Origin of the sequence: Tenacibaculum sp. ZH5_bin.1, assembly GCF_042865525.1 — a bacterium.
Lineage (GTDB): Bacteria > Bacteroidota > Bacteroidia > Flavobacteriales > Flavobacteriaceae > Polaribacter > Polaribacter mesophilus.
Genome location: NZ_JBEGIO010000001.1, coordinates 1274873 through 1300181, shown reverse-complemented (window position 1 = coordinate 1300181; position 25309 = coordinate 1274873). Strand labels below are relative to the sequence as shown.

The window sequence follows — 25309 nt, the reverse complement described above, 5'->3', positions numbered from 1 at the left end:
CTTAATTAAGTTGCCTCTTTAATTTCTTACGTTTTAAACTATAAACTTTAAAGCCTGTTATCAATAACACCAAAGGCACTAAACCAGATACAAATACTAAAACTCTACCCAATATCCCTCCTATTTCTCCTATATGTACTGGGTAAAACTGAGCCGCTATTCGATTATTATTTGCATCAAAATCAAAACTTGACAGTATTCGTAATTTACCTTGCTGATTTAACTCCATTTCTTTTGTTCTTCTAAATCCTGCTTTAATAAATCGATCTTTTATATACCGAAGTTTATATACTCCTAAGCTATTTTTCGGGTAATAAATAGCTCTTAAAGCATATTTTCCATCAGTTTGTAAAACTGCTTCTTCTAATGAAAAAACCTTTTCTTGTTTTATTTCTTCATTCATGATTACTTTATCTGAACTATTGAATATAGATAAAACAGATTTATAGGTTTTATAATAAGTGAAGTACCCCCCTGTAAAGGCTATTACTAGCAAAGGCAACAAAAAATAAATTCCGAATACTTTATGTAGATTGAAGTAAAATCGTTTCTTTTTGGGTTTCCACTTCATCGTAAATCCTTTTGACAGGTTGTTTTTATATATTTTCCACCACATATAAAACCCTGTTGTTAATAAGAAGAAGCAAAACAATAAAGCACTTGTACCTATAACATACTTACCAATTGTAGGCATTCCTAACGTACGGTGTAACTTCAGGAGGGTTTCAAAAAACTGTATTGACACCGATTTTTCACCTAACAAAATTCTGGTTTTCGGGTGATAATACAATGTTTTACCGTTTTTATAATTTATTGAAATCGTTTGCTGCTCTCTATAAGGCAAAAAAACTTTATTTACTTTTCCCTTATTCTGTGTAGCTAAAAAATAAGCAGAACTTAAAATTGTTTTTTCGTTTATTTTAGAAAAATCTTCAACCTTTAATAATTTCGGGTTTAGTAATGAAGTTATTTCAGGTTGCCAAACATACAATGCTCCCGTTAAACCAGAAAAAGAAGCAATAACCCCACAACTAAGTCCTAGCCATAGGTGTATTTTCCAAATTATTTTATGTATCTGCTGCAATTGGTATCTTCTATTTTAAAACCCAGAACCTACAATTTAATAGGCACTGGGTTCTTAATTTTGCAAATGTAAGATGTTGTTTATTATTTTAGAAGTTATACAACACACTTAATTTAGCATTTGTCCCTTCTCCAGTTCCTGTAAAAGTTCTTAAAGGTGCTGCCCATTGTGATCTTGCTGGTAAATAATATTCGTTTAACAAATTATTTACAGCTAATGAAACCGATATATTTTCTTGCAATTTATAGTTCATAGACCAATTAAGTAAAGTGTATCCTTCTACAGGAAATTGTGTATGTCTAAACGTATAATTATCACTTGCATCTAAATACGGATTAAAACGATTTCTATCTCCTAAATTAGTCATACGTAAAGAAGTACTTATTTTCTTTGTTGGAACCCAAGTTACGTAAGCTGTTAATTTTGGAGCTGAAATTACATCACCTCCTAAATAAGTTAAATTATTTTCATCTCCCACATTGTGAGTTAAACCTTCAACATAAGAATATGATGTTCCTACTTTTAGTTTACTATCAAAAGTAGTATAATCTATTGCTATTTCTCCTCCATAAATGTTCTGCGGCTTTTTAGATGGCACAAAAGAATTTATATTTTCATCAAATGCAACGCCTGTACCTAAATTAGAAACACTATAATACCCTACAGCTTCTAACCTAAAGTTTTTAAACTTTGATAAAAATCCGAACTCATAATTTTTGGTTACTGCTGGTTCTAATTGAATATCTTCAATATTATCGGCAGTTGCAGAACGTAAAACAGAACCTAAATCGGCAATTGAAAAACCTTGTGAATAACTTACATAAGGGATAAACTCTTGATGCTTAATATACCTTACACCCGCATTAAACGCTAAATTATCAAACCCTATTTCACCTCCTGTTACCGCTACTGATGGATTAAAATTACCATCTCCTAAAGGTGAGTATGGTAACGTATTATAATCATCTATTGTAAGATTCATATCATCATATCTTAACCCTGCTTTTAAAACCCATTCGTCATTAAATTTTACTGTAGATTGTATGTATTGTGCCCAACTAAACATATCAATATTTGGCACCCATAATCTACCATCTAACAATCCTTGATTGGTTTTATCTTTTAACAAATCTAAACCATAGGTTAATGAAATCTCTGTTGATTCATTTGGAGTAAGTGTAGTGTTAAAATTTGGTCTTAAACCATACTTTTCTGCATTAATTACTGATTGACCTCCGTTTTCAAATTTATCTGAATAAAAGAATATGTTTTTTGTTTTTTGATAATACACATCAGCTGTAAAATCTGTTGTTCCATCAAAAATATTATTTAAATCATATTTCAAGTTACCATTATACAGTTTAGATCCTGTAGGTTCTTGTCCTTCAATAGAGCCTTCAACACCATAACCAGGTGTTAAAGTATAATCTCCATTCTCATTATACACTTCAAAAGATCCAAGAACAGGTACAAATGGAGTGTCTTGTAAAGAATTATACAAGTTTCCTCCAATACTTATTTTTTGTCTATCAGATATTTCATACTCTAACTTAGCTAAAGCTGTATAAATTCTTGTATTATCTAATCCATAAGTAGGAAGTATAACTTTACCATCTGCATCGTATTTATTTCCTGTTTCTTCATAACTACCACTTATGTAGTAATTAAACTTATCTATTTTTCCTCGTAATGACTGATAAGCCCCGAATCCAAAAGCATCCTTAGTCTTTGTTAAGTTAGAAGTTCCCCAAATATTAGTAGTTCCTTCAATTTTTTCATTACTATTAGGCTTTTTTGTTATATAATTAATAAAACCTCCATTTCCTCCATTTCCAAAAATAGAGGTTGCCCCTTTTATTACTTCTACGCGACTAATATCGTTAGGGCTAACAGATTTTATTCCTAATTGACCGTTACGTAAAGGAGTAGATTGAGGAACACCATCAATCATAACTAATAAAGAACGACCACGTAATGTTTGTCCCCAGTTAGAAAAGGTTCCTGTAGACACAGCTAAACCTGGAACAGTAAATTCTAAAATTTCATTAATATTAGTTGTTGAGTTTGATAAGTCTGTTAATTGTTTTTGGTTGACAACAGTAATTGATGCTGGTATCTCGGAAAGGTATTCTGAACGTCTACTAGCAGAGACAACAACCTCGCTTAAACTCTCCGAATCTTCTTTTAATATTTGTAAAATCTCCACAGTGTTGTTTTGAGTAAATGCTATTTTTCTTATTTCTGTTTTGAAACCTACCATACTAAAAGTTACCTTAAAAACTCCTTCTTTTATATTTTTTAATATAAAGCCTCCATTTTCATCAGAGGTAGTACCTTTTTGAAGTTCTGAAATATGAATATTAACCCCATAAATTGGTTGACCTTGTTCATCCTTTATTTTTCCCTTTAAACTAGACTGAGCTGATACTCCTAAGGTTAAAAATAAAGCCACTGCTGCTATGTAAAATTTCATTATATTTATTTAGATTTATTTTAAATCGCGAATATATCTCCTCTCAAAATAGTAGCAAACATTTATTACAAAAAACTTATTTTTTTCTTTCTGAAGAAATGAAACACCTAAAAACTGCTTATTTTAAAGATACTTTTTCCTTTACTTTTCAAATTCCGTAAAAAAAGCCTCTTTAAAAGCTTATTAAACATGACTAATAGAACACTTTTAAGTTTCATTTAATAATTTAAACATAGATTATAAGGTTATAAATTAAAACTAATAGTGTTTTTATAGATTTAAATCTAAACTCAATCTAATTAAATTAGATTCCAAAGTTTGGTTGTAATATTTCCTTTCTCCTATATTGAAAAAACAATTCCGGAATTCATCATTATTTACTAACTAAAAACACATGAACCTAACATGATTATACTTGCTTTAAAACTAATTCTAATAACTATTAAAATTGCTTATTTATTACTGGAATTGATCTTTTAAGAGATTGATTAACCTAAACCTATACTTTTCGTTTTAAACTAAGTTAAGTTTAGTTTTTCTTATCAGAACAAATTATTTTTCGTTATTTTTGATAGTAGAATCAACTACTAATGAAAAAAAGTTTTTTTAAGTTTTTAGCCAAACTAAACAAGGCGCTACTACCTTCCTTTACTAAAAAGGAATTGGATATTTCGAAAGCATCAAAATTTCAATTGGCTATTATTGGATGGCGTGCTTATATTACAATAAATTCGTTGGATTAAAATTTACCATTATGAACAAGCATATTAAAGTTTTCTCAGGCTCTCAAATCTTTGTGAACAGATTAAGTCAGCTACTTAACGAAATTGAAGTTCCATATTTAGTAAAAGATAATAAAGAAGCTGGAAGAGTTGCTGGTTTTGGAACTTTAGGCAATTCTATTGACGTATTTATCTATGAATCAGACCTTGAAAAAGCTCAAGACACTATTGATAGTTTTAAAGAAGAAATAGCAGAAGAAAAATAAATTAAAAAAGGTGAAAAAATATTATTTTTTTGCTTTACAATTTAAAAAACATTCTTATATTTGCACCCGCAAAACGGCCTCGTAGCATAACTGAATAGTGCACTTGATTACGGCTCAAGAGGTTGCAGGTTTGAATCCTGCCGAGGTCACAAAAACCCTGTTAGATTTCTAACAGGGTTTTATTTTTTATAATATTTCCTACTCAAAACATACTACATAAAAATCAAATTGATTTTTTTAAATTACTTCTAATAGAAAAGTATTATTCTTTCTTAAACCAGCTTAAGTTGTAACAATAGTCATAATAATACCTTTGATTTTATAAAATAAAAATCATGAAACAAAGACTAAACATTCAAGAATTAGAGCCAAATTCTTACAAAGCTATTTTAGAAATTTTTAAATATCTTGAAACAACATCCCTCTCAAAAGACATTAAAAATCTTATAAAAATAAGAAGTTCTCAAATTAATTCTTGTGCTTATTGTATAGAAATGCATACTTCGGAGGCTTTAAAAAATGGAGAAAAACAAAACAGAATTTTTGCTTTAAGCGCTTGGAAAGAATCTCCTTTATTTTCTAAAAAAGAAAAAGCCTTGTTAGCTGCTACTGATGAAATAACACAAGTAAGTAATAATGGATTATCAGAAAACACCTTTCAGGAACTTAAGGAACACTTTACCGATAATGAAATAGCACAAATTATTATACAAATAGGAGAAATTAATATTTGGAATCGTATTGCAGTATCTACACTAATGTTTCATCAATCATCATAATGGTTTGTTATAAGATTAATAAATAAAGTCTTATCTAAATTTTCAATAAAGCTATTCTTTTTGAGTAGCTTTATTACCTTTCATTATGTCCTTTACCTTGGAACATTTTAGGTATGGACTTTTCTATTCTTGACAAACGTGTTTTTGATTGTTTAGCTTTAGAAAAATACAGTAAGTAACTTCTTTGTCTTCCTGGTGTTAAGCCTTCGAAAGCTTTTTGTAAATCTGAGTTTTCTTTTAGGGTTTCTTTAAACTCACTTACCATTTCAAATTCTGAAGTTTTCTTAGTTTCCACCTTTAAACCTGCTTTTTCAACTGCTATCGCTTCAAAAATATATTCTTTAATCGTTTTTGCTATAACAACTATTTCTTCTGGCTTTGTAAACCTAATTTGACGAGCAGATTGTACATTTTCTGTTTGTTGAATTAAAACCTCGTTTGTATCTTTTAACAATGCGCCTTTATGAAAAAGTAGTGCACAATAATCTTTAAAACTATGAATCAATACAATATTTTTTCCTTGAAAGGTGTAACAAGGATGCATCCATTTAAAATCTTCTTCAAGACCACAGTCCAAGCAAATTTGTCGTAACAGCTTTGTTTCTTCTTTCCAGTTTTTTATTTTTTCTATGTATTTATCTACTTTCTCCATTACAACTTTTTGTGTTCTTTTTTAATATCCAGCTTCAACAGAAACTTTGCTTAAAGTTATTGATTTTTTAAGTATAACTTAAAAAAGTGTAACGATATAAACTTCGTTACACTTTTTTATAATTAGTGATTAGACGTTTCGTCTGCTTTTACATCACCTTTTAAACTCATTTCCATATTGTGATCGTATTGACAACAACCTGGTAAGTTACCATAAGCATCTTCATTACTTGCTACTTTATCGGTATCGTAACCAGACCCTGCAATTGCGTTATGAATAGCATCTACATTTGTTTTAGAGTCATCAAAAGATACGTTGATTTGCTTTCTTACTTTATCCCAATCTGCTGACGCTACTCCATCTATACCATTTACAGCTTTTTCGATAGTACTTTTACACATTCCGCAGTTACCTCTTACTCCAAAAGTTGTAGTAGTCATTGCTACTTCCTGAGTAGTTGTTTGCTCTGTTTGCACTTCTTTTGTTTCGGCTTCGTTTTTAGCTTCATTTTTACAACTTACTAAACCAATTGTAGCCAACATAGCTACTCCTAAGATTACTTTTTTCATTTTGAATTGATATTTAATTATTAATTATTTCTTTTACTTCACCACATTTTAGCATACCCTCACCAAAATACGGATTTAACACTTGTTTTTCTTTACTTAACCAATAAGCTCCTTTATCACTATCTGCCATAGGACAGTATTGTTTATAGGTAACCTCATTTATTCCAAAAGATTGAACTGCTATAATAAAATGCTCTGATAATACTTTAAAATACTTTCGCTGAGCACTTACATCAGTAGTTTTTCCAATTTCTGCATTGCTTGACTTTAGCGCAGGAACTAATTGCATCCACTGTTTATGAGCTTCTTCATTCGTTAACAACTTCATATCAACCGATGTTAAGGCTTTTTGTAGGTTGCCTGCACTTATTTTTGCTGCATTTGCATCAGTTTTTACCAAAGCATCTTTTAAGACAATGTAGGCTTCATAAGCTTTTTGCAATTGCTCTTTAAACTTTTTTGATGTACTAAAAGATTCCATAATCTCTTTTGTATGATTCATCATTGACTTCTTCCCTTGTAACTGCGCTGATGCATCAATTGTGAACACACCATTCGTAACAATCTCTTCTCCTGACTTCAACCCTTTCTCTACTAAATAGCTCTCTCCTGCTCTTCTTCCTAATACCACTTCTCGCATTTCAAAAACTGATTTACTTGCGTCAGGCTTTATATATACAACTGAACGTTTTCCTGTCCATAAAACTGCTGTAGCTGGAATACTCAATTGTTGTTCTGTTTGCTTTTCTGTAGCTTCCACCTTTCCTATAACAAACATAGCTGGCTTAAACCTTCCTTTGCTATTGTTAAGAACAGCACGTATAGTTACCGTACGAGTTTCTTGATTTAACACAGGGTCGATAAACGAAACTTTTGCTTTAAAAGTTTCGTTAAGATATGCATTTGTAGTAATTGATATATTTTGACCTACTTTAAAATTACTGATTTGATTCTCATATACATCAAAGTTCGCCCATACTGAACTCAGATTTGCTATTTTTAATAATGCTTGTCCTTGGCTTACATAATCTCCTTGTTCTACTAATTTTTCTGATACTGTACCAGAAACTGTAGCATATACAGGAAAGTTTTCTTTGACTTTCCCTGTTTTTTCAATTTGATTAATTTGGTTTTCAGACAGCTTCCACAATTTCAGCTTATTTCTAACTGCTTTATACAATGCTGGCTGATTTTCTTTTACTGACGCTGCTGTTAATAATTCTTGCTGTGCTTTTACCAATTCAGGAGAGTATACTGTTGCCAACAACTGTCCTTTTCTTATTTTTTCTCCTGTAAAGTTCACATTTAAACGCTCTATTCTTCCTGCAAAATAACTTACCTGTACCGCATTCGATTTTTCATTTTCTGCTATTTTTCCGGATAATGTAATTGTATTATCTGTACTTATAGCATTACCAATTACAGTTGTCTGTACATTTGCTAATGCCAATGCATTTTTTGTCAATTTAAACTGATTTGCTTCCAATCCCTCAGCTCCTGCTTCCGCAGGGATTAAATCCATTCCACAAATAGGACAATCTCCCGGTTCTGGTTGCATAATTTGTGGGTGCATAGAACAGGTCCACATTTTACCTTTTTCTGCTGTAGTATGGTCATGAGCTGCCTCACTATTTGAAGAACCTCCAAAAAGTAGCGATCCTAAAAATACCCCAGCTATTAAAATTGCTATGTATATTATATATTTTTTCATCTGTTTACTTTATTAAATAATTAATAGCGGCACTTTGTGTATAATAAGCTACTTCTGACATTATCATATTCGTTTGAAACTTCAATTGTAATTCTTGAATATCTAACACATCGTTAAAATCTATGGTTCCTGTCTCGTAACTTTTTATCAAAATTTGCTCTGCATTTTTAGCTTGCTCTAAATTTTTAAGTTGTGTTTGATAACTTATTACAGATGCTTTTCTATCTGAAACTGCTCTGTATAATACAGACTCTAGCATATTATATCGCTGTTCCTTTTGCGATAAAATTTCCTCTTGCTGTAACTTATTTTGCTTGCTTATAGATTTATTTTTCTTATTAAAAATGGGAATTGATAACGACACCATAGGCATTACAATATCTTTTCCATTATCTACCACGTTCATATCTGTACGTTTACCAACATTCACATAATCAAGTCCAAAACCAATCATTGGTTGTTTATCTTTTTGGTTTAAGAATTCAGACTTTTCTACAGAAGTATACAACTTGTCAAACTTCACCAACTCTGGATGCAACTTTAAAGTACTTGGTTGTATTTTATCCGTTTCTTTAGAAATATGCAAACTATCAACCACTGAAATTGATGTATTAACATCTTGATTCAATAATTTATTAAAGGCTTTTTGCATTCCTAAAAAAGTTTCTTGCAACACTTCTTTTTGTTGTGCTAACTCGTTTTGTCTTATTTGTAACCTTAACACATCTACTGCGGAAGCTTTTCCTACTTCAACAGAAGTTAACGCTAACTTTTCATACGTTTCAAGTAACGCTATATTTTCGTCTAATACTTTTTGTTTTGCTTTAACTTCATAAAGCTTGTAATACGACTGCGCTACTGATGTTACTAGTTTACGTTTTACAACTACGATATCCTGATAAGCTGCATCAGCTAATGAAGACACATAGTTTTCTCGTGCAGTTATGGTTCCGAAAAAAGGAATCATTTGCTTTACAGAAAGTTTAAATTGCTGCGGACCTGTACGTGTTTCTGGTGTACTTACGAAATAACCCGCTCCAAATTCAGTATTGGGTAGTGTATTTACCTCCTCCTTCTTTTCTGAAATACGCTTGTACTTTGTATCGAACTGCTGTACTTCTGGATTATTTTCTAAGGCAATGTTTATATATTCCTGTAGATCTTGTCCTTGTATTTTAAATGCAAAGATTATCGAAACAAGAAACAAGACTGCTTTTTTATTTTTCATTTTAAAACTCATCTCTTTTCGTTTTTCGTTTTAATAAAAATTCTTCTCTCCAACTGTACAGTACTGGTACTATAAAGTATGACGTTACATCTATAATCATTCCTCCAAAAGCTGGAATAGCCATCGGAATCATAATATCACTACCTCTTCCTGTTGAAGTTAATACAGGTAATAATGCTAAAATGGTCGTTGCTGTTGTCATTAAACAAGCTCTAACACGCTTACTACCACCATGCAAAGCAGATGCTCGTATAGCTTCAATAGTTTGGGGCTTGTCTATAGTAAATGTTTGTTTTAAGTAGGTTGCCATTACTACTCCGTCATCGGTTGCAATTCCGAACAATGCAATAAACCCTACCCATACAGCAACACTTAAGTTTATTGGATGCATTTGAAATAGTTCTCGTAGGTTTTCTCCAAATACACTAAAATTCAAGAACCAGTCTTGTCCGTATAACCACATCATGATAAATCCTCCTGCAAAAGCTACTGTGATCCCTGTAAATACCATTAATGAAGTAGCTACTGAACGGAACTGAAAATACAGTATTAAAAAGATAATCATCAATGCTAATGGTACTACTACGGATAATGTTTTTTCTGCTCTTAATTGATTTTCATAAGTTCCTGTAAACTGATAAGAGATTCCTTTAGGTACAACTAGCTCTCCTGAATCTATTTTTTGTTGAATTGCATTTTGAGCAGCTTCTACCACATTTACCTCAGCAAAACCATCTAACTTATCAAACAGTACATATCCAATTAAAAAAGTATCTTCACTCTTAATCATCTGAGGACCTTGTTCATAACGAATCGTTGCTAATTCACTTAACGGAATTGGAGCTCCTTTGGCTACTGGCACATAAATATTTTCTAAATCCGCTGGATCGGAACGTAATTCTCTTGGATAACGAACTCGAATTCCGTAACGCTCTCTTCCTTCTACCGTTTGTGATAATTGCATACCTCCTACCGCTACTTTCAACACATCTTGTACCGTTTGAATAGCAACTCCGTAGCGAGCTAATTTTTCTCTATCAATATCAATTAACAAATAAGGTTTTCCTACAATTCTATCCGCAAAAACAGCTTCTTTTTTAACACCCTCAACCTCTTTTAAAACTCCTTCAAGTTCTACTCCAAAAGCTTCAATTTGTTTTAAATCTTGTCCTTTTACTTTGATCCCCATTGGAGCTCGCATTCCTGTTTGTAACATTACCAATCGAGTTTCAATAGGTTGTAATTTAGGTGCTGATGTTACTCCTGGCAACTTGGTTACTTTTACGATCTCATTCCAAATATCATTAGGTGATTTGATATGCGGACGCCAGTTACGATAAAACTCTCCATCTTCATCGGGAATAAGTTCCGTATTTGCATCAATAGATTGCCACGCTTCACCATATTTCGCTCGCAATGACATTCCTTCTTTCAGTATAAAATCACCATTTTCATCAACCTTAAATCGCTGGCGTTCTCCATCAGAATTTAATGCATACTCAGGCTTATAGTTAATCACATTTTCATACATCGATAAAGGTGCTGGATCTAGTGCTGAATCCGTTCTCCCTGCTTTACCAACTACCATCGCTATCTCTGGTATGTTAGCAACTGCCATATCTAACTGTTGTAATACTCGTTTGTTTTCCTCTACACCTGAATGAGGCATAGAAGTTGGCATCAATAAAAATGACCCTTCATTTAACGAAGGCATAAACTCTTTTCCTGTATTTTTAAAAATAAGGAACCCACAAGTTAACACTGTTAACGGAATGGTTAAAAACAGTAATTTATTATTCAATGCCCATCGTAATATCTGATTGTAATATTTTTGAAGTAAACTGAAAAAACCTAACAATCCGAAACAAATAAGCGCTACAAATAAAAGATTGGTTACAATACTTTTATCAACTCCTAAAGGTCTCCAATATTCTGCTAACAAACCTACAATTGCTAATGCAGATATAATGATATTGATGGTATTCACTGAAAATGAAAAGTGAAAAGTGAAAAGTGAAAAACTAACCTTTGTTTTTCCTGAATAATTACTCCAAAATTGTACAACTCCAAAAGCTACTAATACAATTCCTAGCCAACTTCCGTAAAAAACAGCTGTAATACCTAATGCTATTAAAACTCCATTTATAAAATACTTAAAGTTTTTTGTCAACTCTTTTTTCTTGAATAAGACAGCTGCAAATGGTGGTATTAAAAACAATGCCACTATAATAGCTGCTATTAAAGCGAAAGTTTTGGTAAATGCTAGTGGACGGAATAGTTTTCCCTCAGCACCAATCATGGTAAATACTGGAATAAAACTAATAATAGTTGTCATTACTGCAGTTACAATTGCTCCTGAAACTTCTGCTGTTGCATTGTAAACTAATGTATTTATCGGTAATTTATTCTTGTCCTTTTCTAAATGACTTATGATGTTTTCAGAGAGTATGACTCCAACATCAACCATGGTTCCAATAGCAATAGCAATACCTGATAAGGCTACAATGTTTGCATCTACTCCAAAGGCTTTCATTGCAATAAAAACCATCAATACCGCCACAGGTAATAGACCTGATATTAGTACAGAGGCTCTTAAATTGAAGACCATTACAACAATTACCAAAATGGTAATTAGTATTTCCAATGTTAATGCTTCATTCAACGTATCTAACGTTTCATGAATCAACTCCGTACGGTCATAAAACGGAACAATGGTTAATTGAGAAGTTTTACCATCTTTTAACTCTTTACTTGGTAAACCTGCACTTAACTCTTTAATCTTTGCCTTTACATTGGTTATTACTTCTAAAGGATTTGCTCCGTAACGAGATACCACTACACCCCCTACTACTTCAGCACCTTCTTTATCTAAAATCCCTCTACGGGGTTCAGCTCCTAACGATACTTTTGCGATGTCTTTTATTCGTATTGAAGTATAATCTTTAGCAGTTACTACAGCATTTTCAATATCTGCTATAGACTTTACATATCCTAAACCACGAACTAAATATTCTGCTTGATTTATTTCTATCGTTTGCGCTCCAATATCTTGGTTACTTTGTTTTACTGCCGCTACAATTTGCTGTAAACTAATGTTGTATTGACGCATCAACTCTGGTTTTACATCAATTTGATATTCTTGCACATAACCTCCTATTGAAGCTACCTCAGAAACTCCATTAGCCGATGAAAGCGCATATTTCACATAGTAATCTTGTACACTACGTAATTCATGCAAATCCCAACCTCCAGTTACATTTCCCTCTTCATCTTGTCCTTCTAATGTATACCAAAAAATTTGACCTAAACCTGTTGCATCTGGTCCTAAAGACGGACTTACTCCTTCTGGCAATAAATTACTTGGTAATGAATTTAGTTTTTCTAGAATTCTTGAGCGACTCCAGTAAAAATCAACACCTTCGTCGAAAATGACATAAATACTAGATAATCCAAACATAGAAGAACTTCGAATGGTTTTTACTCCTGAAATCCCTAACAAAGATGTTGTTAATGGATAGGTTATTTGATCTTCTATATCTTGTGGTGATTGTCCATCCCACTTTGTGAAAACAATTTGTTGATTTTCCCCAATATCTGGTATGGCATCAACTGCTACAGGATCGCTCGGTAAAAAGCCTGTATCTAAATTAAATGGTGCATTTACAGTTCCCCATCCTACAAATAAAACGAGTAATATAACTGCTACCAGTTTATTTTCTATTAAAAATTTGATGCTTTTGTTTAGCATAAAAAATGATTTTAAACAATTAAACATTGATGTTAGAAAAACATCGAATACGACAAATCATCCTAATGAGTTTCTCAAAAGGATAACTAGTTATTGTTTAAAAATCATATTAAATATACTTCATCAAGTACATGAATGTCCTTGATGACCAGTGGAGGTGTATAATCTTTAAAAGGAATTACTTTATTGTGAATTCCTTCAAATAAATTAATATAGCTATAGTAAAATGAAGCTATAAAGACTTGTTGATCAAAAGATAGTTGATCCAAAGATGTAATCTTTAAAGTATCTTGACCTTCAACTACTGAAGCCACATCTTGACAACAATTCTTTTTCATCACTGAACAGTCTTCAGATTTTGTTTCTTGCTTCATATCCATTCCACAAGATTCAGCCTTTACAAAATAGCTTGTACCCACTAACATGTCTCCACAAAAGTGACTATTAACGGTAAATGACATTGTAGATAACAACACTACAAAAGCTATTACAATAGATGCTATTTTATGAAATACTTTTTTCATTTTACAACACAAAAGTACAAAAAATTAAATTTCAAAAACTTAAACAATCCTTAAAACCACTTTTTGTATTTAAAATACCCTAACATAATCAACACTGTAAGCAAGATAACTCCCCACATTACAAAATACCCACTACGGTACCTAAGTTCTGGTATATACTCAAAGTTTGTCCCATATATACCCGCTATAAAAGTAATAGGAATAAATATTACTGAAAATATGGTTAGTATTTTCATAATATCATTCAAACGATTATTTACATTCGTTGAATATACCGTTAATTGCTCACTTAACATGTTTTTATAATTTTCAACTGAGTCATAACTTCGTTGTACTAAATCATGTAAGTCATTAAAAAAAGGTTGTTCCTTTTTAGTAATTAATTCTGTTTTTAAAGCTTTAAAGTTATTTATTGCTTCTCGGGCTGGTCTTATTGCTTTTCTAAAGTAATTAAGTTCTATTTTATATTTATTAATTTCTTGTAATATATTTTTATTAGGTTGAAGTAAGATTTTATCCTCTAAATCTTCTACTTTTTCTCCAAAGGTTTCCATTAAGAAATTATAATTATCTACAATTACATCTAATAAACAATACTTTAAATATGTTACGTTATAACTTCTAACTCTTCCTTTTTTATTACGCAACCTTTCTCTTACCGGCTCAAAAACATCTCCCTTTCGCTCTTGAAAAGTAATAAGTATATTTTTCAATAAATACATAGAAACCTGTTCTGCCTCTAACTGATGCTTCTCTTTATTCAAAAACATCATTTTGATGCTCGTAAAAATATAATAATCCTCTATATCTACTCTTGGTCTTTGATCGGTATTTACTACATCTTCCAAAACAAGTGTATGGATGTCAAACAACTCCCCAACCTCTCCTATTAAATCCACGTCATGTAAGCCATCTATATTAATCCAAAGTCTCTTGTATTTATTTATATAATTTTCTAATTCATTTATTGTTTTTAACTCAACTTCTATAAACTCAGTTTCATCATACCCTATTAATCGTATTCTTGTATTTTCTTCTTTTTGACTGCCTACAAAAACTGGACTTCCAGGAATTACATGTTTTGTATTTTTTTGTTTTATTATAAATCGAGTCATAATTTATTTTTAAGCAAGTTTTAATAGTTTATGCAACTTTGCCAAAATTATGAGTTCTGACTTATTTTTTCCAGCATAGGCATCAGAAATTTCGTGTGACGCCGCTAAAAGATCATGAATTACTTTTTTTGAAAATTCTTTTTTATGTGCCAAATAGTAAGCCTTAAAGTTTTCATAGGCTTCTTCAGAAGTTATTTTTTCTTTAATTAATCCTCTTATAGTCTCATAAATTAGTTCGCTATCAGATTTATTTTCTGAAGTAGACCAATTTATTTCTACTCTTTTAACAATGCTTCTTTTTTCTTCTACAGTCATATTCTTATCGGCCATAGAAACTGCATAGAACAGGTTAGCTATACATTTATAAAACTCTTCCGTAAATTTCATAATTAAGTTATTTCTGGTAGTATTAATATAGGAATTTTACTGTTGAATGCTGATTTTTTTATTACATTTTCTTCTAACAATCGGTTAAAAAAATTATACTTATGGTTTATTAAAACCAATAACTCGCTTTCTGTTTCTTCTATATGATTTTCTAAAGTTAGTGTCTCAGAGTCTTTCCAATCTATTTTTTTATATTCAACATTTAATTCATGGAATAATTCTCTCAATTTCACTTTATTCCTTTGCTGATTTTCTGATAAAAAACTTTCCTCTGAAAGATTCACTACTTCTAACATACATTTTTTAATTGTGATTAAATTAATTAAAAATTGTAATTCTTTCACTGTAAACAACCTTTTGTAGTTTGTTGAAAATACAATTTGATGTAATGGTTTATACTTATAATTCATAGGAACCACAAGTATTGGACATTTGTTAACTACATTAATCATTTTCATGGTATTTGTACCAATAAATGTTTCTGCTAAACTTTTTGCTCCTTTTGTACCCGTAATTACTACATCAATATTCCTCTCTTCAATTGTTTTAGTAACCGCTTTTGTTAATGAGTTTGATGCTACAACATACTCATAATTAAAACTGGTATTCTCTCTTCTTAAGACTTCAATTAGGTATTTTAATTCATCTTCAATTTCATTATCCATTTCATTAAACCATTTTTCATTTTCTTCGTCGCTCAATAATTCTGATGGTTGACTTACATACACATCTAATAAATAAATAGTTACTTCAACACCTTTAAACAGTTGTTTTGTGTAATTTAAAGCATTAATAGCTGCTTCTGAAAAATTATAGGGTATTAAAACATTCTTCATAACGATATATAATTATGGTTTTCAATCAAATATAATTTTTTATTTTGAGATTATATTTAAAAAACCAGAAGTATATTTGTATAAAAATATAATAATGAAAAATCGCTTTCTAGAGTTATCTATATACAATCCTTTTTTACAATTCTTGCTTTTGACAGCTTCATTATTTTTTTTAATTCATGTAACAAAAAAGTTAACTAGATCTTACATTGTAAAAAATGCTATTGAACCTCATAGGAGAAAACTGATACTAAACCTAAGTTACTTTTTATATTACACATTAGCTCTCTTTATTTCTTTAATTATTTTTGGTATTAATTTTAAAGAAGTAATTGTTTTTGCATCTTCAATACTTGCTGTGCTTGGAGTTGGTTTCTTTGCCCAATGGTCTATCTTATCAAACCTAACAGCTAGTATCATCTTATTTTTTTATCATCCAATGCGTATAGGTGATACTATAAAAATTATTGATAAAGACTTCGATTTACAAGGTGTGGTAAAAAACATTACAGGTTTTTACGTTCTTTTATACATGCCAGAAGAAAAGAGAGAAATAACTATCCCTAATACTATTATTCTTTACAAAGGAATTGAGTTAATAAAAAGGCAAAACAACACTTAACACACTACACAACAAATATTTAAAAAAAATAAAAAAAAGTTTGTTGTATTAAAAAATAGTTTACATTTACGGCATCTTATTATATAAGTCGAATGTTACGTTTTACTTATTTCGGTAATAACTTTTACGGGAAGATTAAGGGTTATTTAGTGTTTTGGAAACACAACGAAAAAATTAAGGATTCTTCCATTCCTGAATACTCTCTACCACTGAATTTTTATAAACAGTGCGGTGATTGCTTAGCTTTAAGAGTCTAACTATTCATATTATTTTGGTTTAACAATCTTGTTTGTTATAACAACAACAATGATACTTGTTATACAATTTATTTAAAAAAGTTTTGGCGCATGCCTTAACTGCTTTTTGAATTATCTATCTGTACTCAAAAAACAGATACAACTAAAAATAATAATGAATACTAAATATAAAGACTTAATAGAACAAACGTTTGATTTTCCTCAAGAGGAGTTTCACACAGAAAACAACAACTTATTTTTTCATGACATTGACTTAATGCAATTAGTCAAGCAATATGGTGCGCCCTTAAAGTTCACTTATTTACCAAAAATATCAGAAAATATAAATAAAGCTAAAGCTTGGTTTCATAATGCTATTGAAAAACACAATTACAAAGGAAACTACAATTACAGCTACTGTACTAAGAGTTCTCACTTTAAATACGTATTAGATGAAGCTTTAAAAAATGATATTCACATCGAAACATCATCTGCTTTTGATATTGACATTGTAAAGTCATTAAAAAAAGAAGGAAAGCTAAGTGATGATGCTTTTGTGTTGTGTAATGGTTTTAAACGCGATCAATACATCGCTAATATTGTTAGTCTAATTGATGGAGGGCATACAAACTGTATTCCAATCATAGATAACTATGAAGAGCTAAATTTACTTTTAGAAGAAACTAAAAGTAAATTTAAAGTAGGAATTCGTATAGCTTCTGAAGAAGAACCCAAGTTTGAATTTTATACTAGCCGTTTAGGTATTGGATACAAAAATATCGTATCTTTTTACGAGCGTGAAATCGCTAATAACCCTCAAGTTGAATTAAAGATGTTACACTTCTTTATCAACACAGGTATTAGAGACAACGCATACTATTGGAACGAATTAATGAAATGTTTAAATGTGTACATCAAGCTTAAAAAAGTTTGCCCAACCTTAGACAGTTTAAATATAGGTGGAGGTTTCCCTATAAAAAACTCATTGGCTTTTGATTACGACTATGAGTATATGGTAGACGAAATTATAAACCAAATTAATGTCGCTTGTAAAGAGGCAGGTGTAAATGTTCCTAATATTTTTACAGAATTTGGAAGTTTTACTGTTGGAGAAGCTGGAGGTGCTATTTACGAAGTGTTATACCAAAAGAAACAAAACGATCGTGAAAAATGGAATATGATTAACTCATCTTTCATTACTACTTTACCAGATTCTTGGGCCATTAATAAACGTTTTATCATGCTTCCCTTAAATAAATGGAATCATAGATACGAACGTGTTTTATTAGGTGGTTTAACTTGTGACAGCGATGATTATTACAACTCTGAACAACACGTAAACGGAATATACCTACCTGTATATGAAAAAGAAAGTCCTCTGTACGTAGGCTTTTTCAATACGGGAGCATACCAAGAAACTATTGGTGGTTTTGGAGGATTACAACACTGTTTAATCCCAACTCCAAAACATATATTAATTAATAGAAACGAAAACGGTGATTTAACCACCAAACTATTTAAAGAACAACAAAAGAGTGAAGAACTATTATCAATTTTAGGATACTAGTAAAAATATTAAGATGAAAAAAAGAAATTACGCAGGAATACCTGATCAATACGCAAAATTAGAGAACGCTAAGGTTGTACTTATCCCTGTTCCTTATGACGGAACTAGTACTTGGCAAAAAGGAGCTGACAAAGGTCCTGAAGCTTTTTTAGATGCTTCAGAAAACATGGAATTATACGATATAGAAACTGATAGTGAAGTATATAAAGAAGGTGTTTATTTAGCGGATGCTGTTACAGAAGATTCTTCTCCAGAAGCTATGGTAGAAGCTGTGCATGCAACGACTAAAAAATTTATTAATAAAAATAAGTTTGTAACACTTTTTGGTGGAGAACATTCAATTTCTATAGGAACAATCCGTGCTTTTAACGAATGTTTTAACAACCTTACTGTTTTACATATTGATGCACATGCCGATTTACGTAAGGAATATGAAGGTAGTTCTTGTAATCACGCTTGCGCTGTATACGAAGCGAGTCAAACAACTAACTTAGTACAAGTAGGTATTCGCAGTATGGACATATCAGAAAAGTCATCTATGAATATGGATAAAGTCTTTTTTGCACACGATATGGCTGTAAATGAATACTGGATGGATGAAGTTATTGATCAATTAACAGGTAATGTTTTTATCACTTTTGATTTAGATGCTATTGATCCGTCGCTATTACCAAGTACAGGAACACCAGAACCAGGAGGATTATTTTACTATGAAACCTTAGAGTTTTTAAAAAGAGTGTTTACTGAAAGAAACGTTGTTGGCTTTGATATTGTGGAGTTATGCCCTAACAAAAATGAAAAATCATCAGACTTTTTAGCAGCTAAGTTATATTATAAAATGTTGAGCTATAAGTTTTCTTCTACTATGGAAGATGAAGAAGATTACGATGATGACGAAAGCTCTCCATTTAACAAATTAGCGAAGTTTAAAAACGACGACGACGATTACTAAAATGCACTTACAAACAATTGCATATCATCTTGAAAGACGAATAGCACTTAGTGCTATTCGCTCTCAGTTTGAATTGTATGAGTTAGTAAAAAGAGAACATTCTTTTTTACTATATAAAATCACAAACAATTCATACATCTATATAAAAGATTATGGAAGTGTTGTTTTTATGAACTGTACAAATGATTTAATTAATCAAATTGTTAGTTTTTTAATTAATAAAGAAAATTCAAATATCAACAACTTGCCCTCAGAAAAATATAATATCACTTTTTCTGATACTATAGAAGTTGATTTCGGAACTATTCAAATTAAAGAATTAAATGATGATGTAGCACATATCATTATGCTTAACCTAGCACAATCGGTAGCATTGATGAACTATGTAAACAAAACATCTGATTTGCACGATAAAACATTAGTGTATTCAAAGCAATTAGAAAAGACAGGAAGTTTTAAACTTTCTAAAATTCAAATGCGAAAATTTATTGGTAAAACCTTAAATTTAAAAAATAATATTGCTGAAAATTTATTTGTTTTTGACTCACCAGATGTTGCTTGGAATAACAAAGACTTGTCTGATTTAGATTATAAACTAAAAGATGAATTAGATATTTTAAAACGTCATCAAGGAATAGAAAATAGTTTAAACGTAATTAAAGAAAATTTAGATTTATTTAACGATATACTACAACATAAGTACAGTAGCATGCTAGAATGGATCATCATTCTTCTAATTCTTTTTGAAGTAGTACAGGTAATTATTGAAAAGCTAATTTAAAAAACACAAGGGCTTATAAAGTTATTACTTCTAGCATTAAAGAAGCAGTTTTATAAGCTTAAAAATAATAAGATGAACAAACCTATAACAAATTTTATAGAAAAATACTTTTTACACTTTAATGCAGCTGCACTGGTAGATGCTGCCAAAGGGTACGAAGCACAATTAGAACAAGGCTCTAAAATGTTAGTATCTCTAGCAGGAGCCATGAGTACTGCAGAATTAGGAAAAATTTTTGCAGAAATGATTCGTCAAGACAAAGTACACATCATTTCTTGTACAGGAGCCAACCTTGAAGAAGACATCATGAATTTAGTAGCGCACTCTCATTATAAAAGAGTTCCTAACTACCGTGATTTAACTCCACAAGATGAGTGGGATTTATTATTAAAAGGATTAAATCGTGTTACAGACACTTGTATTCCTGAAGAAGAAGCTTTTAGACGCTTACAAAAGCATATTTTTAAAATCTGGAAAGATGCAGAAGAAGCTGGCGAACGTTATCTTCCTCATGAATATATGTATAAACTATTATTATCTGGAGTTTTAGAGGAATATTATGAAATCGATTTAAAAGATTCGTGGATGTATGCAGCAGCAGAAAAGAACTTACCAATTGTTGTTCCTGGATGGGAAGACAGTACTATGGGAAATATTTTTGCCTCTTATGTAGTAAAAGGAGAGCTAAAAGCATCAACTATGAAGTCTGGTATTGAATATATGACCTTCTTAGCTGATTGGTATACTGAAAACTCAGAAAACGGTATCGGGTTTTTCCAAATTGGTGGTGGAATCGCTGGAGATTTTCCTATTTGTGTAGTACCAATGCTATATCAAGATTTAGAAAGAGAAGACACTCCTTTCTGGAGTTATTTCTGTCAAATTTCAGATTCAACGACTAGCTATGGTTCTTACTCAGGAGCTGTTCCTAACGAAAAGATTACTTGGGGGAAATTAGACATCGATACACCTAAGTTTATTATAGAAAGTGATGCAACTATTGTTGCTCCATTAATATTTGCCTATTTATTAAAAATGTAACCTTATGAAGAGAGTTATTGTAGACTATGCCAAGTTAACTACTGATATTCTAGATTTATTGGTAGAAAGATATCCTGATGGATATGATCATTCAGATATTATTTCCTTTAAAAATAGTAAAGGAGAAACAATAAAAGCGGTAGAAGTAAATACCGAAGATACTCTTTTTTTAGTAAAAATAAGTTCTCAGTTACAACAGTCAATGGAAGACCATGAAACCGACGATGAAGAAAATGACGATACCTTTGATGAAATTGAAATAGCTGATGACTTTGATAATGAATAAATAGTAAACTGTATTTAAACCATGGCTTATTATAACTCACAACAAACAGTTACATTAGTCGGCGTTTATCAAGGATATACAAACGGCTATTATGTTTTTGAATTAGAAAATGGAGATATTATTGACTTTGAACAAATCAATAAAAAGAATCTTGAACATTTAGACTTGAAATCATCTAATTATAAAAACAAAAGTTTTGAAATTACGTACAAAGAAATTTTTGATGATGTAGACGATGAAGATCTTGTAATTTTTAAGTTAGAAAAATTACAGTTACTTTAAAAAACAAATCCCATTCTGTTTAGAATGGGATTTTACTTTTTATAGAATGTTTAATATCAATTTATACTGATCTAAATCAATTTTACCACTAAAAATTTTTATAGTTTTAGAAATAATTTCTTCTGCTTTTTCTTGTGAAAAACCGAGTTGAATAGCATATCGTAAAATTAATTTTAATTCTGCTTCATCAATTTGATGGTCTGAGTAAATTATTTTAAATAAATCTAACAAACGTTCTAACCTATCATCAGTTTTTGCTTGGGGCATTACAGGGTGTTTTTGTGAGTTTTTTATTATTTCATTATACTCATCTTCTGTTATATCTAGTTTCCTAGCAAAACGATTTATTAATTTTTCTTCATCTTCATTTAAATCTCCATCAACAATGGCTAAATTAAAAATAGCATTAAAATGCGCTACATTATTTCTATGTTTGCTTGATTCATATAAATCTACAATACTCATAATTATTTTACTTTTTTTATTGATTGTAATATAGGTTCTTCAATATCATCATCTGATTTTTTATACTCATATATGATTTCAAATTCTTCCTCTAAAAACTTATTATCTTTTAAATTATACATTTTTAATATTTTATCTGATATAGTTTCAAAAGTTACTACATCTTCATCTCCTTCTTCGTTTATAAACGAAAAAGTAAAACCATATTCATCATAGCCTTGAAAAGTTGCTAAAGTTTTAATAGGGTTTGTAAATTTATATTGTTTTGTAGTAAAAGATAAACTTGCTCCCACAAATAAAATAAAAACTGTTTTTATTATAATGTTTCTCATTTTCTTTAAAATTATAGTTATTAAACTTTTTCCTTGGATATTAACCACAACAAGTCCAAGCTTCTTTTAGCAAAAACTACTCTTTAGCTTTGCTCGTGGTGTTAAAGAAAATGATATTACATAAGCGTTTATTTATCTATATAAAGATACATTATTTTTCATTCTTTTTTACTTTATCTTTATTTTTTTTTAGTTAAAAAAACAATAATAAAAAGACCTTAAACTTATAGTTTAAGGCCTCTTCGTCTAACCAAACTTAGTATAAAAACTAACTACTACTATTTTTAAAAATTAAATAACTTCCCTTTACAAGCTTTAGGCAAAAAAGAGAAGTTATACATTTAAGAGGTAATATCTTTTAAAAAATTATATTCTTTTATTTTGCTTACATTATTATGACACTATATTTTTAATTTGGTCACCTAAAACATAAAAAAAACTCAAAATAAATTTTGAGTTTTTAATATAAATATTTTCTAAGTACTATTCTGTGCTCTGGTATAGACTTATCGTAATTTTCTATCAATAGCTCCAGTATTTCTGGTGGCTCCTTCCCTATACTCTTTTTTGAGCTGTATTTTGATACGTACAAGTTATATTGTGAATCTTTTTTTTCAAAAATTAAAAAATGTTCTTTGTTCAGTTCCGAAAAACTTATTTCGTTTTCTTGAAACGTTCCTGAGTTATCTTTTAAAAAACCTGAAAATTCGTAATACCTAAAAATGTTCTCCATTCTTATATTATCTCTGCTGATAAACCTAATTCTAATAATTTAGAGCATCTTGGTTCTAAATCTTTATACTCTCCTGTTTTAACCGAACACTTACCTTTATAATGTACTAAGATAGTACATTGTTCTGCCTGCTCTAATGTATGATCACATACAGTTACAAGGCTATCAATTACAAAATCAAAAGTATTTACATCATCGTTATGCAAAACAATTTCATGCTTTCTTGTTTCATTTAATAAAACATCAAGCTCTTCTTGAATTTTTTCTATCGTACTCATTTGTTTTATTTTTGATACTGCAAAGCTACCCAATTATTTCTTTTTATGGTATCTTTTAATGTTAAACTGTACTTAGAAACCTCATTATCAATCACTGGAATATCTTCACTATAAAATCCACTTAATAATAAAACTCCTTTTTCAGTTAAGCAACTCGTGTAGGTTTCCATATCATTTAACAAAATATTTCGGTTGATATTCGCTATAATAACATCATATTTTTTTTCTTTTAATAAAGATGCATCTCCTTCATAAACCGAAATATGTTTACAGTTATTTCTTTCTACATTCTCTAATGAATTCTCATAACACCAAACGTCAATATCTATAGCATCAATAGGTTGTGCTCCTTTCATTTCTGCAAAAATTGCTAAAATCCCTGTACCACACCCCATATCTAGTACTTTTTTACTCGCTACATCTAAATTAATCAAATGTTGTACCATCATGTGTGTAGTTTCATGATGTCCCGTACCAAAACTCATTTTTGGCTCAATAACGATATCGTACTTCAAGTTAGGGTTTTCATGAAATGGAGCTCGGATACTAACCAAATCGTCTACTTGAATAGGATTAAAATTCTTTTCCCATTCTTCATTCCAATTCGTTTGTTCTATCTCTTTGTGTTTATAGTCAATTGAAAACTCTTCTGAGTTTAAAACAAAAACATCATTTAAAATATCTTTATTCCAATCTTCTTTTTGGATATATGCTATAACTCCATTTTCATTTTCAACAAAACTTTCAAACCCTAAGGCACCTAACTCAGCGATTAGAATTTCTGTAGTTGGTTCTTTTGGTGTTACTTCAAAAGTATATTCTATATAAATATTGTCCATTAAATTGATTTAATTATTGCTGCAAAATCTTCAACTTTTAATGCCGCTCCACCTATTAAACCTCCATCAACATCTGGCTTAGAAAAAATTTCTTTAGCATTGGCTGGTTTTACACTTCCTCCATACAAAATTGAAATGGTATCTGCTATTTCTTTTCCATACTCTTTAGCAAAAATTTCTCTTACAAAAGCATGCATTTCTTGTGCTTGCTCTGGTGAAGCTGTTTCTCCTGTTCCAATAGCCCAAACTGGCTCATAGGCTAAAATAATATTCTTAAAAGCTTCTTCTTTTAAGTGGAACAATGCTTTTTTAACCTGACTTTCAACCACCCCAAAATGATTTCCTGACTTTCTATCTTCTAATAATTCTCCAAAACAAAAAATTACTTCTAATCCGTTCACCAAAGCAGCATCTACCTTTTGAGCTAATAACTCATCCGTTTCACCAAAGTATTCTCTACGTTCAGAATGTCCCAAAATTACTATGCTAACACCTAAATTTGTTAGCATATCTGCTGAAACCTCTCCTGTGAACGCTCCACTTTTAGATTGATGCATGTTTTGTGCGGCAACTTCTACAAGTGATTCTTCAGTGTTTTTTACTACTGACTCTAGGTTTACAAAACTAGGAGCAACTATCACTCTAGTACCTTCTTCTAAACCAGTTTTTACTTCTTCCTTTATTCCCTCAATTAATTCTTTTGCTTCATCAAGGTTTTTATTCATCTTCCAGTTACCTGCAACTATTTTTTGTCTCACGTGTGTTATTTTTTCTGGTTATTGATTTTATGTTTGCAAAATT

The 25309-nt window shown here is 30.6% G+C and carries 27 protein-coding genes and 1 tRNA gene; 11 read left to right on the top strand and 17 right to left on the bottom strand.

Translation table 11 applies throughout. From position 1 onward, the window contains the following. Window position 1: 1 nt before the first annotated feature. Window positions 2–1084 carry a PepSY domain-containing protein gene (locus tag ABHQ57_RS06020; protein ID WP_167713352.1) on the bottom strand — a complete coding sequence of 361 codons (1083 nt, stop codon included), beginning with the start codon at window positions 1082–1084 and terminating at the stop codon, window positions 2–4. A gap of 88 nt (window positions 1085–1172) precedes the next feature. After that, a complete protein-coding gene (locus ABHQ57_RS06015; RefSeq protein ID WP_167713349.1) occupies window positions 1173–3557 on the bottom strand; it encodes a TonB-dependent receptor in 2385 nt (794 codons plus the stop codon). A 590-nt stretch (window positions 3558–4147) separates the two neighbouring features. Here ABHQ57_RS06015 and ABHQ57_RS06010 point away from each other — a divergent pair. From ABHQ57_RS06010 to ABHQ57_RS05995, 4 genes are all read left to right on the top strand, one after another. Beyond that, window positions 4148–4300 carry an SsrA-binding protein gene (locus ABHQ57_RS06010; protein ID WP_274639318.1) on the top strand — a complete coding sequence of 51 codons (153 nt, stop codon included), beginning with the start codon at window positions 4148–4150 and terminating at the stop codon, window positions 4298–4300. Between the two features lie 11 nt (window positions 4301–4311). After that, window positions 4312–4545, top strand: coding sequence for a putative signal transducing protein (locus tag ABHQ57_RS06005; RefSeq protein ID WP_047788418.1), 234 nt, complete (start codon window positions 4312–4314; stop codon window positions 4543–4545). A gap of 75 nt (window positions 4546–4620) precedes the next feature. Beyond that, window positions 4621–4694, top strand: a tRNA-Arg gene (locus ABHQ57_RS06000). Window positions 4695–4880: 186 nt separating this feature from the next. Continuing rightward, window positions 4881–5324: a carboxymuconolactone decarboxylase family protein gene (locus ABHQ57_RS05995; RefSeq protein WP_073181562.1), complete on the top strand. Its 444-nt coding sequence runs from the start codon at window positions 4881–4883 to the stop codon at window positions 5322–5324. 73 nt (window positions 5325–5397) lie between these two features. Here ABHQ57_RS05995 and ABHQ57_RS05990 read toward each other — a convergent pair whose 3' ends face one another. From ABHQ57_RS05990 to ABHQ57_RS05950, 9 genes are all read right to left on the bottom strand, one after another. Continuing rightward, window positions 5398–5976: a YdeI family protein gene (locus ABHQ57_RS05990; RefSeq protein WP_389862774.1), complete on the bottom strand. Its 579-nt coding sequence runs from the start codon at window positions 5974–5976 to the stop codon at window positions 5398–5400. Between the two features lie 122 nt (window positions 5977–6098). Further along, window positions 6099–6545 (bottom strand): heavy-metal-associated domain-containing protein, encoded by a 447-nt coding sequence (locus ABHQ57_RS05985; RefSeq protein WP_173359860.1) that lies wholly within the window; start codon window positions 6543–6545, stop codon window positions 6099–6101. A 13-nt stretch (window positions 6546–6558) separates the two neighbouring features. Next, window positions 6559–8256 carry an efflux RND transporter periplasmic adaptor subunit gene (locus ABHQ57_RS05980; RefSeq protein WP_389862770.1) on the bottom strand — a complete coding sequence of 566 codons (1698 nt, stop codon included), beginning with the start codon at window positions 8254–8256 and terminating at the stop codon, window positions 6559–6561. A 4-nt stretch (window positions 8257–8260) separates the two neighbouring features. Next, window positions 8261–9484 (bottom strand): TolC family protein, encoded by a 1224-nt coding sequence (locus tag ABHQ57_RS05975; RefSeq protein WP_389862767.1) that lies wholly within the window; start codon window positions 9482–9484, stop codon window positions 8261–8263. Window position 9485: 1 nt separating this feature from the next. Then, entirely contained in the window at window positions 9486–13232 is a 3747-nt protein-coding gene (locus tag ABHQ57_RS05970; protein WP_389862764.1) for an efflux RND transporter permease subunit, read from the bottom strand. Window positions 13233–13336: 104 nt separating this feature from the next. Continuing rightward, complete coding sequence (locus tag ABHQ57_RS05965) at window positions 13337–13756, bottom strand: hypothetical protein (RefSeq protein WP_167713310.1); 420 nt, start codon at window positions 13754–13756, stop codon at window positions 13337–13339. 50 nt (window positions 13757–13806) lie between these two features. Continuing rightward, window positions 13807–14871, bottom strand: coding sequence for a magnesium/cobalt transporter CorA (gene corA, locus ABHQ57_RS05960; RefSeq protein ID WP_073181574.1), 1065 nt, complete (start codon window positions 14869–14871; stop codon window positions 13807–13809). A 9-nt stretch (window positions 14872–14880) separates the two neighbouring features. Continuing rightward, complete coding sequence (locus ABHQ57_RS05955) at window positions 14881–15258, bottom strand: hypothetical protein (protein ID WP_047788426.1); 378 nt, start codon at window positions 15256–15258, stop codon at window positions 14881–14883. Window positions 15259–15260: 2 nt separating this feature from the next. Next, window positions 15261–16094, bottom strand: coding sequence for a universal stress protein (locus tag ABHQ57_RS05950; protein WP_073181576.1), 834 nt, complete (start codon window positions 16092–16094; stop codon window positions 15261–15263). Window positions 16095–16188: 94 nt separating this feature from the next. Between ABHQ57_RS05950 and ABHQ57_RS05945 the strand changes: the two genes are divergently transcribed. From ABHQ57_RS05945 to ABHQ57_RS05915, 7 genes are all read left to right on the top strand, one after another. Then, window positions 16189–16716: a mechanosensitive ion channel domain-containing protein gene (locus ABHQ57_RS05945; RefSeq protein WP_047788428.1), complete on the top strand. Its 528-nt coding sequence runs from the start codon at window positions 16189–16191 to the stop codon at window positions 16714–16716. 411 nt (window positions 16717–17127) lie between these two features. After that, complete coding sequence (locus ABHQ57_RS05940) at window positions 17128–18519, top strand: arginine decarboxylase (protein ID WP_167713308.1); 1392 nt, start codon at window positions 17128–17130, stop codon at window positions 18517–18519. Window positions 18520–18532: 13 nt separating this feature from the next. Further along, a complete protein-coding gene (speB, locus tag ABHQ57_RS05935; protein ID WP_167713306.1) occupies window positions 18533–19471 on the top strand; it encodes an agmatinase in 939 nt (312 codons plus the stop codon). Window position 19472: 1 nt separating this feature from the next. Beyond that, window positions 19473–20252 (top strand): RMD1 family protein, encoded by a 780-nt coding sequence (locus ABHQ57_RS05930; protein ID WP_167713304.1) that lies wholly within the window; start codon window positions 19473–19475, stop codon window positions 20250–20252. A 72-nt stretch (window positions 20253–20324) separates the two neighbouring features. Further along, complete coding sequence (locus ABHQ57_RS05925; protein ID WP_047788431.1) at window positions 20325–21293, top strand: deoxyhypusine synthase family protein; 969 nt, start codon at window positions 20325–20327, stop codon at window positions 21291–21293. A 4-nt stretch (window positions 21294–21297) separates the two neighbouring features. Continuing rightward, window positions 21298–21579, top strand: coding sequence for a hypothetical protein (locus tag ABHQ57_RS05920; RefSeq protein ID WP_047788432.1), 282 nt, complete (start codon window positions 21298–21300; stop codon window positions 21577–21579). A gap of 21 nt (window positions 21580–21600) precedes the next feature. Next, window positions 21601–21861, top strand: a complete 261-nt coding sequence (locus ABHQ57_RS05915; protein WP_047788433.1) for a hypothetical protein — start codon at window positions 21601–21603, stop codon at window positions 21859–21861. Window positions 21862–21900: 39 nt separating this feature from the next. Here the strand turns inward: ABHQ57_RS05915 and ABHQ57_RS05910 are convergent, their stop codons facing one another. From ABHQ57_RS05910 to tpiA, 6 genes are all read right to left on the bottom strand, one after another. Next, a complete protein-coding gene (locus tag ABHQ57_RS05910) occupies window positions 21901–22326 on the bottom strand; it encodes a hypothetical protein (protein WP_047788434.1) in 426 nt (141 codons plus the stop codon). 2 nt (window positions 22327–22328) lie between these two features. Continuing rightward, window positions 22329–22658, bottom strand: a complete 330-nt coding sequence (locus ABHQ57_RS05905; protein ID WP_156166988.1) for a hypothetical protein — start codon at window positions 22656–22658, stop codon at window positions 22329–22331. 460 nt (window positions 22659–23118) lie between these two features. Further along, the gene (locus ABHQ57_RS05900) at window positions 23119–23391 is read right to left on the bottom strand and encodes a hypothetical protein (protein WP_047788436.1); all 273 of its coding nucleotides are present in this window, start codon (window positions 23389–23391) and stop codon (window positions 23119–23121) included. Window positions 23392–23393: 2 nt separating this feature from the next. Next, window positions 23394–23669 carry an ATP-dependent Clp protease adaptor ClpS gene (locus tag ABHQ57_RS05895; protein WP_047788437.1) on the bottom strand — a complete coding sequence of 92 codons (276 nt, stop codon included), beginning with the start codon at window positions 23667–23669 and terminating at the stop codon, window positions 23394–23396. 5 nt (window positions 23670–23674) lie between these two features. Next, window positions 23675–24508, bottom strand: coding sequence for a 50S ribosomal protein L11 methyltransferase (prmA, locus tag ABHQ57_RS05890; RefSeq protein ID WP_167713302.1), 834 nt, complete (start codon window positions 24506–24508; stop codon window positions 23675–23677). Beyond that, window positions 24508–25266, bottom strand: a complete 759-nt coding sequence (tpiA, locus tag ABHQ57_RS05885) for a triose-phosphate isomerase (RefSeq protein WP_167713300.1) — start codon at window positions 25264–25266, stop codon at window positions 24508–24510. The genes prmA and tpiA overlap by 1 nt, the downstream gene beginning before the upstream one ends. Window positions 25267–25309 lie beyond the last annotated feature (43 nt).